We start from the raw sequence: 19,187 nt of genomic DNA, 5'->3' as shown, positions 1-19,187 counted from the left end.
TGGTCTATAAAAATGCGCTGTGTATTCGCGTTTTTAGTCATTAAACATAAGCAGCAGTTTGTAATAAATCGCTGTTTACGGATTGAAGTAAGCTACCGACATCGTATACGCCTTGATTGAGGGCTGTGGTACTTTCACCGACCACTTGAACGAGATCACCGACTACAGGAAGTTCAGTGGCAATCGATGTAATCGGTGCAATGTCATCCAGTAAGGTATCTAACGTGCCTGAAACATCTTGCACGACACCACCCACACTTGCTAAAGGATCATTCAGGACGGATGTTAATAATTCGGTAGGATCAATACTGGCTACATAGTCGCCCGTTTCAGCCAACAAGCCAGTTAAATTACCCGTAGTTTCGCCTACTGCATTCAATAGCCCGCCAAGCAATGGCAGGTCAGAAAGTGCGTCTGTGATTGGTGCAGCAACACCACCTATATGATCAACCAAACCTGCAACTTCAGTCACAGTTTGACCGACCACACCAGTTACGCCATTGAGAGCGGTCTGTACATCGCCGAGAAGATCACCTGTCGCTAGTTGATCAGCTACAGCATGTAAGCCGTCACCTAAGGTGCCGACCAACTGATTTTCAACCGTGAGTACTTTTTCGATGGTCCCGCCAATGAGTGGTAGTTCAGTCAGTGCATCTGTTAAGGGCGCTGTTAAGCTATTCACTGTCTCTAAAACGCTGTCTACAGTATCCAAAACAGTATTTAAAACCAGTCCAACCGCTTTACTGATCCCTTGTAAAGTCAGGCTGAGTACACCGCTGATTTTTCCTGTAAATAAGTTCAACATGTCAGGTTCTCCAAGTTTTTAAATTATGATGTGTTATGTATTTGGCAGATTTGTTTTAGCAAAAGGGGACTGATGAAAACAAATTATGAAAGTATAGAAAGAATGAGATAAATCATGTAATTCTGCTAGAAAATCTAGAGAGATCAAAACCTTAGTCGAATAAAAATATAAATGTGTATTAATGTAATTAAAATGATTTAAATCAAAGATATAAATGTACTTAAAAGGTGCGATTTTATTTTTTTAGACTGTGCAGTGACTATTTTTAAGGCAATAAGGTACTGTTCAAATCTTTAGCGCAAATAAACTGCAAATTCATTGGCACTCTTCAGCCGATCTTTGCACTTGGTCATGCCATAGATTGGGGCAATATCCAGTTACAGAGCGGTTACATCGCTGAATATAATTTAAATCATTAAAATAATTAAGGGTTTATAATTTCATGTGCGGACGAATTCTTAGTTTGAGGGAGGTATTGGGAATGGTTTTAGGTAATAAACCACGTTGTAATAATTCTTCAAAGACCAAAACAGGGGCATAAGCATCGGCAGCGGCATAACGAATTTGCTCCGGACTTATGCGCTTTTTGGCCCAATTGGAGGTGCTGACCGATTTAGATTTTGGAAAATTCACACGAAAAAGCAGTGCCATGGCATTTTTTAAACCGACGGGTTGGCTTAAGCCAAAAGAAGCAAAGCACTTGGAGAGTTCCAATACACTATTCAGTTCGATGCCTTTTTTACGAAATAAATGCGCATCATTTTTTAAGCCAAAACCCACTTTAATTTGATCACGATTACTCAAGATCGGCTTTAAAAAATCCCAAGTGCATTCGTTCATTTGAAACAACCACGCCTGTTGCGCCGTAGCGAGTTGGATTAAATGTGGACCGGTAGAGACCTCACCTTTACGAAAAGTCGGCTTAGATTCAGAGTCGAAACCGAATAAGGCAGTCGTCTGCAATTCATCGGCCCAGTGTTGGCATTGTTCTGCATTGTGAATGACATGGATCTGCTCTGGCACTAAATTTTGGAACAATGGAAAATTTTTAATCTGTTCTTTTGTTGGCAAAATAGGTGTCGGTAGAGCATCAGTCATTGTGATTTAATTCAAAGGCTTGTTGTTGCAGCCTAGAGCGTTTAGTAGGGAAATGCAAATACCGAGATGTGGCGTTGAGCATGAGCCATTGACTCACCTGCCTGTCATAGCGCGTTGCTATGACAGTGACGAGGGCACTTAAACACAGTGACCAAGAGATTTAAAGACAGTAACTTAAAACAGAAAACGCGCAGTAAATAATACATTTACCAAGATCAGTAAGAATAAACCGATAAAGAGAAAGGCGAGAACCACCTCCCATGTTTTGGATGCACGTGGCTCACCATATTGATTGGCATTTGCAGACCCGGGGATGAGCATCAGCGCAATGCATATGACGATATTGAGCAACGGAATCAGCTCTAAGAGTGCAAACCAGCCTGAGAGATTAAAGTCATGCAAACGACGCACTGAAAAAATCATCAAAGGGATCAGCATTAAAACATTTAGGATAAATCCAATCACTTGCGTCATTGGATTTTCAGCGTGAGCTATTAGGGCATTGAGGGTATTGGGCATCATGCTGACGATCAGTAGCATCAATATGCTCAGCATGAGGCCATAAAAGACATTCCAACCGATAAATGACATGCGATTAAAGCGACCGTCACGGTTCCAACCAGAGTTTATATTGGGTGAATTATTCATATTAAATGATCTTAAATTATCGTAAAAAGTATTGTTATCATTCATTTTTAACCGCAAAAATTGAGCTCAAAACGACATAAAAATGTGAAAAAGTACAGGATTTGATCCTGAACATAAAAAGCGCGTTGATTATAAAGGTAAAGTACAAAAAAGCCCACTTGTGTGAGCTTGTTTGAGTAGATGTATTGCTGTTTAGGACGATCTCGGCGGCATCTAATGATTTATCATTATTGTTGTTGAATCGTGGTTTGTTGAGAGCGGATCACATAGTTTTGGTAAGACGGAATCATGATCGCAGCAAGTATCCCGACTATAAACACCACGATATACAAAACAGCCAGCACGGTTTCCCAGCCTTTGGTCGGGCGTGGTTGTCCAAAGCTATTACTACCGTTATTACCCGGTGCAAATAACACATAGAGCGCAAACAATATATTCACTACAGGAACTAAGATCAGCAGTGCAAGCCATCCAGAATGGTCTCGGTCATGTAAACGACGGATTAAGAAAATGACGCTGTAATAAATGACGATGGCATACATGATAAAGAAAATAATCATGAGTGGCGTCGACATAGCACCCTCAGTCAGCGCATTTTGCGCGCCGGGTATGAGCAGGCCGACTACAACAGCAATTAGCGTAAAAATAATGCCGAGAAGTAGATTCCATGCAAGATATGCGCGCCGGCTAAAGCGACCACTGGCTTGGGTCGGTGAGTCAGATGTGAAGGTATTCATTATTATTCCTAGGCTTTGGTATTTTTATAAGTAGGCAAATTCTAAAATGAATATGTAGAAAATAAAAGGATGAAAAATAAACAGTACAAAAAAGCCCGCAAGGAGCGGGCTTTTTTGCGGTGAAGGAATTTTAAATATCCCATTCCACAAAGTTTTTCAGCAATTGCAGACCGGCTGTATGACTTTTTTCTGGGTGAAATTGTGTCGCAAACAAGTTTTCCTTGTGAATTGCGGTACAAAATTCCAAACCATAGTCACAGGTAGCAGCGACAATGCTTGAATCTTGCGGCTCTACATAGAAGCTATGTACGAAATAGAAACGTGCATCTTGCTCAATGTTTTTCCACATCGGATGGCTAGGGTCTGCCTGATGCACTTGATTCCAGCCCATGTGCGGCACTTTTAATCCCTCTATGTCAGGGAAGTGTTTAACCGAACCTTCAAAAATACCCAATGCATCTGCACCGCCATTTTCTTCGGAATGCTGCATTAGGGCTTGCATACCGACACAGATCGCAAGCACAGGTTTATTAAATGCCGCTTTACGGACCACTTCATCAATGCCTGCATCATGCATGCCTTGCATACAGTCACGCATTGCTCCCACACCGGGGAACACAATTTTATCTGCTTGTGCAATCAGCTTAGGATCATTGGTGACATCAACAGTTGCGCCCACGTGTTCGAGGGCTTTTGCTGCTGAGTGAAGATTTCCCATGCCATAGTCAAGAAGGGCAATACGGGTCATTACAATGTTCCTTTGGTAGACGCAACAGTATTTTCGGCACGCGGGTCAACTTCACACGCCATACGTAATGCACGGGCAAAGGCTTTAAATACGCTTTCAATTTGGTGGTGGCTGTTTTTACCTTTTAGGTTGTCGATGTGCAGCGTCATTAACGCATGGTTCACAAAACCTTGGAAAAATTCAGAGAAAAGATCCACATCAAAAGTCCCGATGCGCGCGCGAGTGAATGGAATATCCATCCAAAGACCCGGACGGCCAGATAAATCCACCACAACACGACTCAGTGATTCATCAAGTGGCGCATAGAAGTGACCGTAGCGACGTAAGCCTTTTTTATTGCCCAGTGCTTGAGCAAAGGCTTGGCCCAGTGTAATCCCACAGTCTTCTACGGTATGATGATCGTCAATTTCAAGATCGCCATCACAATGAATATCAATATCAAACAGACCATGTCGCTTGATTTGATCAATCATATGATCTAAAAATGGAACACCAGTGTTTAAAGTGCCTTGACCAGTACCATCAAGATTCACACGAACTCGAATTTTGGTTTCGTTGGTGTTTCTTACCACTTCACTGATACGATCTGTCATAGACACGTTCCTCAAATACGTCAAAATGATTGATGTAAAAATATTTTCGCTGTGACGAAAAGTCACCGCATATTAGATTGCTCAGGAGGGTTTATCAATGCCTATTACCGTACATGCCTATACTTCTTTAGAAAATGATGAAGTGCGCAGCCAGCTTGAGCGACTGTATGACACCAGCCCTGAGTTTAGCGACGGTTCCGATGCGATTGAACAACTTGAGCAGAACTTAGCTCAGTATACCTTAGTTTATACTGCAGAATTTAATACAAAATTGATTGGTGCGATTTGGTGTACAGGCCAAGGTGAAAGCAAAACCCTTGAATATATTGTGGTACACCCTGCAAATCGTGGGCGTGGTGTTGCAGAGCGCTTGGTCAGTGAGGCCACCCGTATGGAAGAAGAAAAAGGGGTGAAGACTTTTGAGCCGGGTTGTGGCGCGATCCACCGCTGTTTGGCACACATTGGAAAAATTACTGCGGCTGAATAACCTGCCCTCCAATAATAAAGCAGCCATTGAGCTGCTTTTTTTTGGGATAAATACATCGTCGTCACAGTGATTTCAGCTGTGAAAATTTGAAATCACTCAAAAAATAAGCAAATAATGTGAAATATTGATTTAAAAATAAACATTTGCATAAAAAATCGCAACGGATGCTTGACGCCATGAGACTGAAATTGTTTAATACGCCCCATCGGCGTGATAGCTCAGTAGGTAGAGCAACGGATTGAAAATCCGTGTGTCCCCAGTTCGATCCTGGGTCTCGCCACCATATTCAAAACTGATTTTTCAGTTTATCAATCCCTGATCCCATCAGGGATTTTTTTTGCCTAAAAAATATGCATACGAAAAATATTTTTATAAATATGATTGACTAATTAACTGAGATACGGCTTAATACACCGCATCGGCGTGATAGCTCAGTAGGTAGAGCAACGGATTGAAAATCCGTGTGTCCCCAGTTCGATCCTGGGTCTCGCCACCATATTCAAAAAAACCTCAAACCATTGTTTGAGGTTTTTTTTCGTCTGCTGTTTTTTAGTTGTTGATATTTCGCACAGTTTAACTGATACAATCGATGCCAGATGATGAGCCCAATGGCTATTAGAAAATTATTAAAAATAAAAGTTAAGGTTATGAAAAAAATATTATTTCCTGTTTTGATCGGCATGAGTGCCTTGCTGAGCGCATGTGGTGGTGGGGGTGGCAGTAATGTCGATTCTTCCTATTCTAAAACCATTATTAAAAATGGTGTGACCTATGAATGTAAAAGTGAAAACGCAGCAGCGCTTTGTGATAATGGCAATTGTTCTTCTTGTGAATCATCGCTCGATAAAATAATTACTGCATCATGCAGCACCAGTATTTCCGCAGGGCAAACAATTTATGCCGTGACTAAAACGGGCTGTGTATCCAATATGAAATCGGGCAGCAGAATAACTGCAGCATGTGATAATGGTCTGCTTAAATTAAAAGTTGGATCTAACTTTAGCTTAAATCAGGTGATTAATACGGGTACGACGATGAACTCTGGTGAGTATATTGTCGGCACAGAAGTGCTCCGCTGTGGCCTTTAATCAAATGAACATAGGTTCGTGGAGCGACAGTTGAAGCGACTTCAATATCCGATGCTTGGACTGCTTTGTTTTGCACTGGGCTATATTGCGGCATCGTGGAATGACCAACCAAGCTTGACGTCGTCGCCACCTGAACACTCGCTTGTAACTTTGGCGACGAGTAATCCTGTGGCACTCTTGGCTTTAGATCAAGATGCCTCGGATCAACCTCATTCTAAAGATATACAGCAACAACTCAAAAGCCAACATCGTCAGCTACAGAGCATTATTCAGCAGACTTCAGATCAACAATTGGGGCGATATTTACAGCAGGCATTTCCCAATTACAGTTTTGCAGGGATTCAAAATAAGCAACAATTTGCGCAGCAGATGTTAGACGAATTTCTACAAGCCAAAAATGATCCGCATCAGCGATTGGCAGGGCAAGCGTATGTGACTGATCAATCACAGACAGATGTAGATCAAGTTTTACCTCGTGAAATCTATGTCACACAGCCGTTGTATGCACATTTTGATACCATGGGTAAAGTTCCAAACAATACGCAAGTTATGGTGCGTTGGACGCATCGTGATAGCGGTGAAGTGCTGCTCTTTACGCCACGCAAAGTTAGTGAGCAACAGCAACAAAACTGGGTGAGTTTCTATCCCATGACTGGATGGAAAACTGGTCATTATGATGTGAAATATTATCAAATGAATGATCAATTAAGCCCGATTGCACAGACCAGTTTTTATATACAGCACGTGATTGAGTAAATATTTGAAGCTCAAATTTTATCGCTGAAGCAATGACTTAAGTGCTAGTTTCCGACCCTAAAAATTCGATTAAACTGATAAAAAAATAAATAATGAATTTTTACAATGAAAGACCTTTTCTCTACAGGGAGTGCGCTGTATCAACAATCACGTCCAAGTTATTCTGCTGAAGTTGTCGATAGCATCTTGCAGCATGTTGCCGTGCGTGAATTGGCATGGGACTGTGGTGCAGGTTCAGGTCAATTTACCAAAGGTTTGGCGCCCTATTTTCAACAGATTTTAGCGACAGATCTGAGTGCAGAGCAATTGGCACAAGCACCCAATTTAGACAATGTGCGTTATGAGCAAGCCAGCGCCGAACATTGTCCGCTTGCAGACCATTCAGCGGATTTAATTACAGTCGCGCAAGCGATTCATTGGTTTGATTTTACTGCCTTTTATGCAGAAGTACGACGCGTATTAAAACCTCAAGGTCATATCGCCATTGTGGGTTATGGTCTAATTCAATTTGAACACGCGGAATTGAACCAGCTTTTACAGGATCTGTATTTTGTCACGTTAAAAGGCTATTGGGATGCTGAACGTTGTTACATCGACGAAGAATATCGTAGTATTCCGTTTCCATTTCAGGAGTTAGCGACACTTCAGCTGTTTTTAAATTACAGGTGGCGTTCACAGCAAATTTTGGACTATTTACAAACATGGTCTGGGTTAAAACATTATCAACAGCAACATCCGATACTTCAACCATGTGCAGCTTTGCACGACTTCTTTAGCCGTCATCCGCAGCAAGAGTTTGCTTTGTCATTTCCTGTGCTGTTAAGAATTGGAACAGTATAAAAAAGAAAAAGCAGTGGTAATGCAGATAGGTAAAGGATGATATCTCAAGTCCAGAATGAGCAACGTGAGGTTTAAACTAGCTGTGCTATCCTGCCGTTTGTCGGGGTTAAATCTGGTAAATTGATTAATTGTTGTACAATAATAGCAGTGTAAATTTTTTCAATTTTCTATTTTTAAATCTCTTGGAATGAACATGATGAATCTCCCTAAATCTGTTTCCGTTTTGGTTTTTGTTAGTGCAGTAATGACGGCTATGAGTACATTGGCTGCGGAAAAAGCCACTACAAAAGCTGATGAAACCGAACAACAAGCTATTCAGATGCCTGCTTTAACCATTATGGCAGAGCGTGAAATGCGTGCAGAGACGGGCATTGTTGAGTATCAAGAGCAGGTGGATCGCCGTAAAGCCTTACAGCAACGGGTGATGCAACTTGAGCGTGATACTCAAAACAAAGGTGTCGATGCAACAATCGTGTCAAATATTGATATCTTACCTGCCACAGCAGTGCCAGATATGTCGAATTTATCGCCTTTGATGCAACAGCATGTTTTAAATATTGCCGCAGGTTTGCAGTCTTCTGACCCACGCAATGGTTTATATATTATGTTGCAACCCTTTGGGATAGACCGTAATGCGACCAATGTGCAAATCAGTCGTGATCAAATCAATCTCGGAAACATCGACCGTCAGTTAAATACCAATCCAATCAAGACCCCATAATCGAATACATCTCTACAGTACATTGAAGGCGAAAATTCATGTTTTATCCATGAATTTTCGTTTTGATGGCATGCGCAATTTAAGTCTATTTACATTGATGTTTTCAAATAGCCTTCTTAAAAAGCATGGCTATTTTATCGTCAATCTTCAAACTTTTGGTTAAACTGAATAAAAGGGCATTCGGAGCTCATTATGCCGCGTATCTTTGTTGTCTTGGCCAGTGCTACGGTATTGGTCTTTGGATGGATGTTTTATCAATATTCAGTACAGCAAAAAGAAGCTGTGCAACTCTCGACCTATGAAACGGTTTTGCGTGAAAAAACCGAGCAAATTTTTCAGCAAGCTCAGCACTGGGAAGAGCCGATACAACTCAATGTGACAGATGCACGGCTAACGGGGGATTATAAAATCATGTCGGATTTTATTTTGAGCCAAATGCTGCAGCGTGCAGAAGCGCGGAATCAATATATTCGTGATCTTAAAGCACTGAATTGGGATAAATTTCTCGATATCGATCGCTTATTAAAAGATAAAAAAAACCAATATCAAGAGACTGAGCAAATGCTGCAGCAGGTGCATGCAGTGGTCGATGCTTATGAACAAAAAACCACACAGCAAGAGGAAAATGGTTTAGCGCAGGCCAAACAGTTGGCGGTCAAACAGGTGTTTCGTCAGCAAATTGCGCAGAGTTTAAGAGACAGTCGTGATAGTGATGAGTCGCATGCTTTATTTGAGTTAGAAAAGCAAAGCTTGGCGAAGGCTGATGAGCTCTTTGCTGTGCTGAAAGCCAATAAATGGGAAAAGAAAAATAAATTATTTATGTTCTATGAAGATGCGCCTTTAAAGCAGTTTAATCAGCTTTATACAGAGATGTTAGCGCTCAATGCACAAATGGATGAGATCCGCCAAAAGAACCGTTCAGAGTTGAAACAAAAGCTTTAACTGACTGTCATCTCTCTTTCAAAATTGCGCGATAAAGTGGCTTATAGCAAGGTTTTACATCATATAGAGGTCCATGCTCATGCGAGCTATTCAGATTTTTGATGATATTCAGCAGGTCTATATCGACTTTATCGCGAACCGCCAATATCCACGTTTGGAAAGTTTAAACAATTGGGGCAAGAACCGTTTTTTCTTCAGTCAGTATTTTCGCATGATTGAAGATTGGCATCTGACTGAACAGATTGTGATTGAATTTAATCAACAATTTTATAGTTTGGATACAGGGACGGCGCCTGACTTTATGGATCAAGATAAATACATGGCTTGGTTGATGGAACAATTACAAATATTAAAATAAGTCCTTTTCATTCAAATTATTCAGCACAACTTCGAGACATGTTATGCAAGTGAAAGCCATCCTTTAGCGGATGGCTTTTTTGTTGTTATCGAGCATCATTTTGGGAACTGAGTTCCGAACTAGCACGAATGGCGCAAAAAACATTGGCTTTAAAACAGTCTTTGATTGTTTAAATTGCAAATTTAATACAACTATCAACCAATAGTGTGACTTAAATCACTTAAAATACGCCGAAAATTTAAACATAACTTTTTAGCCAGCAGCCCATAACTCATAAGAAGCTGAGCTGTATTGAACTTGCAAAAATTCTAACCTTAGACCGATTGGCTTTGAATGAAAGGTTTATCGCCATTTTTAGAGACGATTTTTTTAGCGTATGAAAAAATTAATACTGCTATGGCTTGCCATATGTGCGGTTTCATTGGTGTCGATAGGCTATACCTATGAATTATTCATTAGCCCTGTTTGGGTGGTAAATGCATTCGCTGCCTATGGAATGGTTTTAATGCGAAAGCATTTAAGTCACGATTTACTGATCGTGCTTTATGCTTTTAGTGCGATCTTTGTGGCTTCGCTGATGGTCGATCCTGCCAAAATCTTAGAAGATAAATTTCTCCTGTGTGCGATTTCGGCATTTCAGATTTGGGTATTTATTAAAGCCTATTTAGCGCTGAGCCATTTAAAAAAACGCCGCTTTAAGCGAACCCTAATGTTAGCTGTTCCGAGTATCGTGAGTGCTTTTGCAGGCAGTCTCTTGTTTGTGGCGTGCTTTCAGATGGACAACTAATACTTTGCCTTTGTTGATTATTTTCTAGAGCAATTTGCAACAAGTTTGGCTGTGGTGTGTTTACTGTTTGGTGTTCAGCGCTGGATGAATGTGCCGTGGGTGGATTATGGCTATCTGATCGTGGCACTGGCCGTCCAATATGTGATCTCAAATGATCAGATCTTCTATGCTTGCATGGTCTTGCCTTTATTGATGTGTTACTACGCGATCAAATATGACTTCAAAACCTTTTGCTGGCTGATTGGCTTAATGACGCTGATCTGTGGCTGGTATGGTGCCATGCCATTGGCTGGGGAATATTGGTCGGATGCACAGGTACATATGCTCTCGCGGATCAGTTCTTATCGTTTGGCATTGGGTATTTATTTGATCATTTTTCTGTTTATTTGTGAGCTGTATGCACGAAATAAACGTCTATATTTGGCTTTGCAACGTGTAAGTTTTTGCGATGAGTTGACGGGACTGAAAAATCGCCATGCCTTTAAAGAACAAATATTTATAGAGGGTGCGGTTGATAAAGGCTGTGTCATTTTGCTCGATGTCGATAATTTTAAAAAAATTAATGACCAATATGGACACCAAATGGGGGACAGTGTTTTGGTGCATTTGGCAAAAATCTTAAAAAATTGTAGTCCACGCGCGAGTTTTATTAGTCGTTGGGGCGGTGAAGAATTTTTAATTTTGCTCGAAGGTGCCGATTTGGAGCAGGGTAAAATGTTGTGTGAAACAATTTTGGAACGCTGCGAACATGTGCCGTTTCGAAAAGATCAATTAAGGCTAGATGTCAGCTTTAGTATGGGCTTGGCCGAGTTTCAACAGTTGAGTTTGTCCAATTACTCCACGACTTTACAACATGTCGATGCCTGCCTATATCAGGCGAAATCACAAGGGAAAAATCAGTTTGTTTATCAAAAGATTATTCCGTTGTCAGAAAGCAGTATTGCAGTCTAAATGGGCAAAAAAAAGATGCCGTGAAGGCATCTTTTTTTTGCATTTAATCAACGATTAAGCTGCTTTTTTGAACCAAGAAAAGAAACCTTTTTTCTCAGCTTTTGCTGCTTCAGCTTTTTTCTCTGCACATTTTTTAGCGCAGTCTTTTTTCGCTTCAGCTTTTACTTCTTCAGTTTTAGTTTCAACAGCTTCTTTTGCATCAGTTGCTTTTTCTACAGCTGCATCTTTTGCTTCAACAGTTTTTGCAACGACAGCATCTTTAGTTGCTACAGTTTTTGCTACAGTCGCGTCTTTTGCTGCAACTGCAGTTTCTTTAGTTGCTGCTGCTTTTTCTACCACTGCTTTTTTCATGTCAGCAGTTTTTGCTTTAGTAGTTTCTTTCACTGTTAAAGTTTTAGTTTGAGTCGCTTTTTCTGCAACAGCCACTTGAGTTTTAGCAGCATCTTTAGTTGCTTGAGCAGCAGCTACAGTTGCAGTTTTCGCTTGTGCAGCTTGAGCTTTTACAACTTCAACAGCAGTCGCAGGTTTTTGTTCTACAGCAGTAGTTGCCATAGCAGAAGTTGTAGCAGCAACTAAAGCAACAGCTAAAGTAGTTTTGATCGCGTTCATAGTCATCACTCTATAAAACTTAGTTAAAATAAGGCATTGTAAATTTTATGCCTTATCAACAGCCCTTAGGTTACACGGCACAGAGTAAGGGATTTGATTGTGTGAATATTCCACCAATGTTACAAACAGATAACATGGAGTTACGCAGAAAAACAAACAAAAACAGCGAGCATTGCACAGCATTCGAAATTTTCAATTCAAAGCTGATTTAAAATCACTATTAAAGCCGTTATGGTAAATATACATTTCCGCCATTGGTATGGCATAAAATAACGTCGCATGAGGGATTACGTCAGATGCAGCAGCTTATTTGTTATAAACAGCTCCCTGTGTGGACGCAGCAGTCGATTCCACAAGGTTTTAAAAATCAGCACAATACCAAAGCAGGCACTTGGGCAAAACTCACCGTACTGCAAGGTGAAGTGAACTTTGCCATGTTAGATGCGTCTGGAAATATCCTTTCCACGCATGTATTTAGCCCAGATCAGCCACCGCCGTTTATCGAACCGCAGGCGTGGCACAAGATTGTGTCTGCGAGTGACGATGTGCAATGTCAGTTGAGTTTTTATTGCTTAGCACAGGACTATTTTTATAAGAAGTATCAGCTCAGTCCAACACATTCAGAAATTTTGGCAGCAACACCATATTTGCAAGGTGGTCGTGCTTTGGATGTCGGCTGTGGGCAGGGGCGTAATTCGCTGTACTTAAGTCAGTTTTCTGAGCAGCGTTTTGAGGTGGATGCTTGGGATGTGAACCCACACAGTTTGCATAAGCTGCAAGAGGTGATCGCTGCGGAAGGCATTGAAAATATTTATGTACAGCAGCGTGATCTAAACGCTGACCCAAGCATTACAGGTACATATGACTTTATTTGCTGTACCGTGGTGATGATGTTTTTAGAGGCCAATACAGTCAAGCCGCTGATTCAGCAGATGCAGCAAGCCACAAATATCAATGGTTATAACCTGATTGTCTGTGCGATGGATACGCCTGATCTGCCTGCGCAGCCTGACTTTCCATTTAGCTTTAAAGCAGGGGAGTTAAGTGCTTTGTATGAGGGCTGGAACATTGTGAAATACAATGAAAATGTCGGGGAGTTGCATCGGGTGGATGAGCAAGGCAATCGGATTAAGCAGCATTTTGCGACGTTGTTGGCGCAGAGGGTTTAGGATAGCCATAAAAGCACTTTGACTAAAATAATAAGTCAATGCGTGATTCCACTTTTAAAATGGGATGCTCAAATAAAAAAGATGTCACTGTGACATCTTTTTTATGCTTTAGTAATTTTAAGGAGCTTCTTAAACCAGAAAACCAGCCTTTTTCTCAGCTTTACAATAGCTTGTTCAGCGGTAGCTTTTTTTATTTCTACAGGTTCTGCTTTTCATCACAAATATAAAAAAAATATTCATTGTTAAATTCTTCATGTAATTTAATTTTGGCTTGAAGACGTTTCCAATGTGATTTGATCTGTTTATTAATAGAAGGTTCATTCATGATTTTGGCTGCTTTCAATGCATAGCTTATGTAGTTCCGTTTACCAATATATGAAAATCTTCTATAAATGTGCTTTTTGTTTAATTGCAGGGGGTGGTCGTCTCTTTTAATTCTTGATTCATTAATCTTTAAAAATTTTTTATTAGTCATTCTGATAACTTTTGATGCTTTATGATGATACTGAGCTAAACCTGTATCACGTAATAAGATTTTTTTACCATCGTAGGTGAAACCGAGATATTGAAGAGATTCTCTACTCATATATGGTTTATCATAGATGTGTAATCCATCTTGAAAATAAACTCGTTTAGTTTTGTCTGGATGAATTTGAACTTTCAGTTGCTTAATTCTTTTTTCTGATTCCAGCGCGATTTTCATTCCTAAGTCAGAGTCACAGATGATTAAAATATCATCACAGTATCTGTAATATGAAGCATTTAATTTTGATAAATAGTTTTTGATATTTTTGTCAAAATCCAACATGTAGATATTTGATAAAAATGCACTTATAGCTGAACCTTGAGGAATTCCTTTCGTTTTATCTTCTTTGATAATTAAATTATTTTTTCTTATTTTATTCCTGAAATCATAGCTGGAGCATAGTCTTTTTAAATCTTTATGATTTTTATTAACAGATAATTCTAAAGCGTTATAAACATCTTTCTTATTTACATAAGAGAATTTAGTAAGTGATTTATAAACTTGGTAATGGTCGCGAGGTAAAAAATTTACATTAAGGACTTTAAGCCATGCTTTCTTTAAAATTTGATGATCAAGCTCATCGAAAAAACTTTTAATATCAAAACATAAAGCAACACAGTTTTGTCTTACTTTTATTTCCTCAAAAACCTTTTTAGCAAAATGAATATTATTAGGGGAGTTAGGTAATTTTCTAAAAGCTAACACACTATCTGACAGATTAGATTCTTCGAGTAATTTTTCATAATTAGGAGTTAGTAATGTAGCGTAATAGGCATATATATGGCCATCTATATGTGAAGAATATTTGATAGGTCTAATCTTTGGCGCGCATTTGACAATAGCATATCTATTTTTCTTTCCCCTTACTCTAATAATTTTGGTTCTATCTTTTTTTATTTTTCGTGATTTTAGCTCGAAATGTATGAATGGATAGAAAGCATGCTTCTCAATATTTTTAGGATTTGTAACGTAATTATAAATTTTCTGAGGCTGCATAGGGTAATCGAAATGCAGATAGTTTTTTTGTCTATTTTTAAAGAAATCAGCATCAATAGTCATTATTAGAAAACTCAAGGGAAAGGTTGTGACGGTAATCCCCGTATTAAACGTTCTACATATGTAGAATTCCCAAGAGCATACTTAAGAACCCCAAAAATCAGTTCCCTCTAAACCGTCCTTAGATCACGAAAGGAATATACTATGAGAAGCATTGATTACATTCTGTGGAGTTCCATATACATTGTTTGTACTTGGTTCCGAGCAGTTTGTAGTGTTTCACCAGATGTACTAGAAATTATTCTAATATTGTGTGGTGCAATACTTGACAACAGATTACCTTCCCCATGTTCTACAACATGGGCTTAAGTAATATACTGAATTCAAATCTAAATCACAAATATTTGTTTAATAAAAATAAACCCCGCAATTAGCGGGGTTTATTTTTATCTCAGTATTTAACTAAACATTAAACACGTTCGATAATAGTCGCGATACCTTGACCAAGACCGATACACATCGTCGCAAGACCGATTTGTGTATCTTGCTGTTCCATCACGTTCAGCAAAGTCGTTGTGATACGCGCACCAGAACAACCCAATGGGTGACCCAATGCAATCGCACCACCGTTCAAGTTCACACGGTCTTGTTGGTCATAAATGCCTAAGCCTTTAAGAACAGACAAACCTTGCGCAGCGAACGCTTCGTTCAATTCAAACGTTTGGATGTCTGCGATAGACAAGCCAGCACGTTTAAGCGCTTTTTGAGTTGCTGGTACAGGACCATAACCCATGATCGCAGCATCACAGCCTGCAACTGCCATAGAGCGAATCACAGCACGTGGCTTAAGACCTAAAGCTTGAGCACGTTCAGCAGACATCAGCAACATTGCAGAAGCACCGTCAGACAAAGCTGAAGATGTTGCAGCAGTTACCGTACCGCCTTTCGGATCGAATACTGGACGTAACGATTGGAATGCTTCAAGGTTTGCATCAGGACGAATCACTTCATCGATATCGCACAGGATTTTGAAACCATTTGCATCGTGACCTTCAACGCCCACGATTTCATTTTTGAAACGACCTTCTTGTGTTGCAGCCCAAGCACGGCGGTGTGATTCAACACCAAACGCATCTTGTTCTTCACGCGAAATACCGTTCATACGACCTAACATTTCAGCCGTTAAGCCCATCATGTTAGATGCTTTTGCATAGTGCTTAGACGCTTCAGGGTTGATGTCGATGCCGTGCATCATGCCAACGTGACCCATGTGTTCTACACCACCAATGATGAAGATATCACCTTGGTTGGTTGCAATTTGCGCAGCCGCTGTGTGGATTGCTTGCATAGAAGAACCACAAAGACGGTTCACTGTTTGACCTGCAACAGTCTTTGGAAGATCAGCCAATAACGCAATGTTACGACCAATGTTCATACCTTGCTCTAGGGTTTGGTTTACACAGCCCCAGATAACGTCTTCAACTTCATTGGTATCAAACTGGTTACGAGCAACAAGCGCGCGTACTAATTCAGCAGATAAGCTGTCAGCACGTACGTTACGGAACATACCATTTTTGGTTTTACCCATTGCTGAACGTACGCCATCAACGATGACAACGTCACGTGGATTTAAAGTAGCCATTCACGTTGCTCCTTAACCGTAGAATTTTTTGTTGTTAGCAGCCATGTCACGCAACATTTGTGGCGCTTCATAAGCCTTACCTAAATACGCATATTTGTCGCAAAGCGCTACGTATTCAGCGACACCTGTTTGGTCGATGTAACGGCATGGACCACCACGGAATGGAGGGAAACCTACACCCATGATCATCGCCATATCTGCTTCAGCAGCAGTCGCTACGATGTTGTCTTCTAGGCAACGAACAGTTTCGTTACAGAACGTCAGCATCATACGGTCAATGATTTCTTGAGCATCAAATTCACGTTTTTCCGCAGTTGCAACAGAAGCCACAAGTTCGTAAGCCACTGGATCAACCACTTTGGCTTTCTTACCTTTACGGTCAAGTTCGTATTTGTAGAAACCAACGTCATTCTTTTGACCCAAACGTTTTGCTTCATACATCGTTTGAATTGAACCTTTGAAGTCAGGCTTCATACGGTCAGGGAAACCTTCCGCCATCACTTCTGCACCGTGTACGCCTGTGTCGATACCCACAACGTCGATGAGGTAAGCAGGACCCATTGGCCAGCCGAATTTTTCCATGACTTTGTCGACTTGTTGGAAGTCAGCACCGTCTTTCAATAGAAGGTCAAATGCACCAAAGTAAGGGAACAATACGCGGTTTACAAGGAAGCCCGGGCAGTCATTTACCACGATTGGTGTTTTACCCATTTTCTGAGCAAGAACCACAGTCGTTGCGATTGCCTCAGCAGATGTTTTCTCACCACGTATCACTTCTACCAATGGCATCATGTGAACTGGGTTAAAGAAGTGCATACCTACGAAGTTTTCAGGACGTTGTAGGTTTTCAGCCAAACGTGTGATTGAAATGGTTGACGTGTTCGAAGCAATGATCGTATTGTCACGAACATTTTTTTCAGTTTCAGCCAGTACGATACCCTTAACTTTCGGGTTCTCTGTGACTGCTTCAATCACGATGTCCACTTCTTTGAATTCGTCATAGCTTAAAGTAGGACGGATGCGCGCAAGAGTTTCACCCATTTGAGCAGGTTTCATTTTCTTGCGTTCAACTTGTTTGGTCAGTAAGCCATTAGCTTCTTTCATACCTAAAGCAAGTTGTGGGTTACCAATGTCTTTCATGATGATTGGTGTGCCTTTGCTTGCCGCTTGGTAAGCAATACCACCACCCATGATACCCGCGCCTAATACAGCTGCTTGGTTGACAGGGTGTGCACCTTTTTCATATTTCTTCGAAGTTTTCTTCACAATTTGGTCGTTAAGGAATAAACCAATTAACGCACCTGCTTGTGGAGTCACAGCCGCTTTAGCAAAACCTTGCGCTTCGATTTTCAATGCTTCATCACGTGGAAGGCTTGCACCTGCTTGTAATGAGTCTAGAAGAAGTTTTGGCGCTGGGTATTGAGCAGGATTTGCTTTTGCAAGAACTGCACCTTTCGCTGTATTGAATGCCATCATTTGTTCAAGCATGTTCAATTTAACAGGATCTAATTTTTCTTGACGTTTTGCTTTCCAGTCTACACGGCCAGCAATCGCTTGTTTTACAAGGTCAATTGCAGCGTCTTGTAGTTTGTCTGCAGTAACAACTGCATCAACAGCACCGTCTTTGAGCGCAGCAGCTGGCTTTTTCGGTGCAGCCATTGCCATCCATTCAACCGCATTGTCGATACCAATCACGCGGCTTAAACGAACCGTACCACCAAAACCAGGGTAGATACCCAGTTTGATTTCTGGAAGGCCAACTTGTGCAGCATCTGACATCACACGATAGTCACACACTAAGCACATTTCAAAACCGCCGCCCAATGCCATACCATTGATTGCAGCAACTTTAGGAACGTTTAGATCTTCAAACGCATTGAAGATGTCGTGAACAGGCAATGCCCAATCCACAATCGCTTGTTCGCCTTGAGCGAAGTTGTCACCGAATTCAGTGATATCTGCACCCACGATAAATGTAGATTTACCTGAAGTAACGATTAAACCTTTGATGTCACCGTTTGCTTTAACAGCGTCAATTGCAGCTTTAAAATCTTCAATTGTTGCGCGGTTAAATTTGTTGACCGACTCACCTTGTAAGTCAAAGCGGAATTCTGCAATTCCGTCCGAAAGCATTTGGACGGTAATGGCATTGCCAGCGTGGATCATGCCTGATCTCCTTTATTTTGGAGGACTTCTAAGTTGATGTTGTGAAGCGAGTACGCGGTTCCTGCGTACACTTTATGCCTCGCTAATCTTACGATAACTATATCTAAAAAGAACATAACAAGTTGTATCAAGCCGTGACGCTAGGGTCATCAAAATTTCTTTTGGAAATAGCCTTTGGATCTGCCTTTAATCGCTATCGCTCTAATTAAATATGTTGAAGCTTATGTTTCAGTTCACATTTTTTTATAAATGTAAGCTATAGATTGAGATGCGAAAGAAAAATTCAAGAAAAAAGCAAGTGTATTTTTCGGCAGAATGGTCAATTCACTTTTGGCATGGTTATCCATCTTTGATGAGACACAGTGATCTATGCTGCTGATTTAAGCATCACTGAGCACGATGTAAGATTCGAAGCACTCTCAAAAATGTCATCTTATTAACTGATGTTACGCAGTAACATCAGAAGTGCAATTTGACGCAAATAAAAAACGATACACGGTAACGCCATCCGCGAGTAGGT

The 19,187-nt window shown here is 40.6% G+C and carries 20 protein-coding genes and 2 tRNA genes; 12 read left to right on the top strand and 10 right to left on the bottom strand.

Translation table 11 applies throughout. From position 1 onward, the window contains the following. Positions 1-40: 40 nt before the first annotated feature. The 6 genes from FTT76_RS04685 to hisB form a co-directional block, all read right to left on the bottom strand. Entirely contained in the window at positions 41-805 is a 765-nt protein-coding gene (locus tag FTT76_RS04685; RefSeq protein WP_180050685.1) for a hypothetical protein, read from the bottom strand. 432 nt (positions 806-1,237) lie between these two features. Continuing rightward, positions 1,238-1,903: a 3'-5' exonuclease gene (locus FTT76_RS04680; RefSeq protein WP_180050689.1), complete on the bottom strand. Its 666-nt coding sequence runs from the start codon at positions 1,901-1,903 to the stop codon at positions 1,238-1,240. A gap of 174 nt (positions 1,904-2,077) precedes the next feature. Then, complete coding sequence (locus tag FTT76_RS04675) at positions 2,078-2,551, bottom strand: DUF805 domain-containing protein (protein WP_180190099.1); 474 nt, start codon at positions 2,549-2,551, stop codon at positions 2,078-2,080. Positions 2,552-2,778: 227 nt separating this feature from the next. Then, entirely contained in the window at positions 2,779-3,288 is a 510-nt protein-coding gene (locus FTT76_RS04670) for a DUF805 domain-containing protein (RefSeq protein ID WP_111884526.1), read from the bottom strand. 130 nt (positions 3,289-3,418) lie between these two features. Next, positions 3,419-4,036 carry an imidazole glycerol phosphate synthase subunit HisH gene (gene hisH, locus FTT76_RS04665; RefSeq protein WP_180190098.1) on the bottom strand — a complete coding sequence of 206 codons (618 nt, stop codon included), beginning with the start codon at positions 4,034-4,036 and terminating at the stop codon, positions 3,419-3,421. After that, positions 4,036-4,629, bottom strand: coding sequence for an imidazoleglycerol-phosphate dehydratase HisB (gene hisB / locus FTT76_RS04660; RefSeq protein ID WP_078190487.1), 594 nt, complete (start codon positions 4,627-4,629; stop codon positions 4,036-4,038). Before hisB ends, hisH begins: the two co-directional genes overlap by 1 nt. Positions 4,630-4,726: 97 nt before the next feature. Between hisB and FTT76_RS04655 the strand changes: the two genes are divergently transcribed. From FTT76_RS04655 to FTT76_RS04605, 11 genes are all read left to right on the top strand, one after another. Continuing rightward, positions 4,727-5,116, top strand: a complete 390-nt coding sequence (locus FTT76_RS04655; RefSeq protein ID WP_078190486.1) for a GNAT family N-acetyltransferase — start codon at positions 4,727-4,729, stop codon at positions 5,114-5,116. 207 nt (positions 5,117-5,323) lie between these two features. Next, positions 5,324-5,399: transfer RNA gene (locus FTT76_RS04650), tRNA-Phe, on the top strand. Between the two features lie 137 nt (positions 5,400-5,536). Continuing rightward, a tRNA-Phe gene (locus FTT76_RS04645) sits at positions 5,537-5,612 on the top strand. A gap of 151 nt (positions 5,613-5,763) precedes the next feature. Further along, on the top strand, positions 5,764-6,204 hold the full coding sequence (locus FTT76_RS04640; RefSeq protein ID WP_180190097.1) for a hypothetical protein: 441 nt from the start codon (positions 5,764-5,766) through the stop codon (positions 6,202-6,204). A 30-nt stretch (positions 6,205-6,234) separates the two neighbouring features. After that, entirely contained in the window at positions 6,235-6,960 is a 726-nt protein-coding gene (locus FTT76_RS04635) for a hypothetical protein (RefSeq protein ID WP_257235023.1), read from the top strand. A gap of 105 nt (positions 6,961-7,065) precedes the next feature. Continuing rightward, positions 7,066-7,800: a class I SAM-dependent methyltransferase gene (locus FTT76_RS04630; protein ID WP_180190096.1), complete on the top strand. Its 735-nt coding sequence runs from the start codon at positions 7,066-7,068 to the stop codon at positions 7,798-7,800. 193 nt (positions 7,801-7,993) lie between these two features. Next, positions 7,994-8,521: a hypothetical protein gene (locus FTT76_RS04625; RefSeq protein ID WP_257235021.1), complete on the top strand. Its 528-nt coding sequence runs from the start codon at positions 7,994-7,996 to the stop codon at positions 8,519-8,521. Positions 8,522-8,713: 192 nt separating this feature from the next. Then, positions 8,714-9,463: a hypothetical protein gene (locus FTT76_RS04620; protein WP_111885958.1), complete on the top strand. Its 750-nt coding sequence runs from the start codon at positions 8,714-8,716 to the stop codon at positions 9,461-9,463. A gap of 79 nt (positions 9,464-9,542) precedes the next feature. Beyond that, positions 9,543-9,821, top strand: coding sequence for a hypothetical protein (locus FTT76_RS04615; protein ID WP_078190480.1), 279 nt, complete (start codon positions 9,543-9,545; stop codon positions 9,819-9,821). 376 nt (positions 9,822-10,197) lie between these two features. After that, positions 10,198-10,608, top strand: a complete 411-nt coding sequence (locus FTT76_RS04610) for a hypothetical protein (protein WP_180190095.1) — start codon at positions 10,198-10,200, stop codon at positions 10,606-10,608. 51 nt (positions 10,609-10,659) lie between these two features. Further along, a complete protein-coding gene (locus FTT76_RS04605) occupies positions 10,660-11,559 on the top strand; it encodes a GGDEF domain-containing protein (protein WP_257235039.1) in 900 nt (299 codons plus the stop codon). 54 nt (positions 11,560-11,613) lie between these two features. On the opposite strand, the gene FTT76_RS04600 is transcribed toward FTT76_RS04605, so the two are convergent. Further along, positions 11,614-12,168 carry a hypothetical protein gene (locus FTT76_RS04600; protein WP_180190093.1) on the bottom strand — a complete coding sequence of 185 codons (555 nt, stop codon included), beginning with the start codon at positions 12,166-12,168 and terminating at the stop codon, positions 11,614-11,616. A gap of 296 nt (positions 12,169-12,464) precedes the next feature. On the opposite strand from FTT76_RS04600, the gene tehB reads away from it, so the two are divergent. Further along, positions 12,465-13,337: an SAM-dependent methyltransferase TehB gene (tehB, locus tag FTT76_RS04595; protein WP_180190092.1), complete on the top strand. Its 873-nt coding sequence runs from the start codon at positions 12,465-12,467 to the stop codon at positions 13,335-13,337. Positions 13,338-13,533: 196 nt separating this feature from the next. On the opposite strand, the gene drt2 is transcribed toward tehB, so the two are convergent. From drt2 to fadB, 3 genes are all read right to left on the bottom strand, one after another. After that, entirely contained in the window at positions 13,534-14,922 is a 1,389-nt protein-coding gene (gene drt2, locus FTT76_RS04590) for an antiviral reverse transcriptase Drt2 (protein ID WP_180190091.1), read from the bottom strand. A gap of 406 nt (positions 14,923-15,328) precedes the next feature. After that, positions 15,329-16,501, bottom strand: a complete 1,173-nt coding sequence (fadA, locus tag FTT76_RS04585; RefSeq protein ID WP_180059364.1) for an acetyl-CoA C-acyltransferase FadA — start codon at positions 16,499-16,501, stop codon at positions 15,329-15,331. A gap of 12 nt (positions 16,502-16,513) precedes the next feature. Then, positions 16,514-18,667 carry a fatty acid oxidation complex subunit alpha FadB gene (gene fadB, locus FTT76_RS04580; RefSeq protein ID WP_180190090.1) on the bottom strand — a complete coding sequence of 718 codons (2,154 nt, stop codon included), beginning with the start codon at positions 18,665-18,667 and terminating at the stop codon, positions 16,514-16,516. Positions 18,668-19,187 lie beyond the last annotated feature (520 nt).

The organism is Acinetobacter sp. YH01009 (assembly GCF_013420765.1).
In the GTDB taxonomy this organism is placed as follows: Bacteria; Pseudomonadota; Gammaproteobacteria; order Pseudomonadales; family Moraxellaceae; genus Acinetobacter; species Acinetobacter amyesii.
Note: the sequence above shows the minus strand (reverse complement) of the source record. Positions and strands in the feature narration are given on the sequence as shown.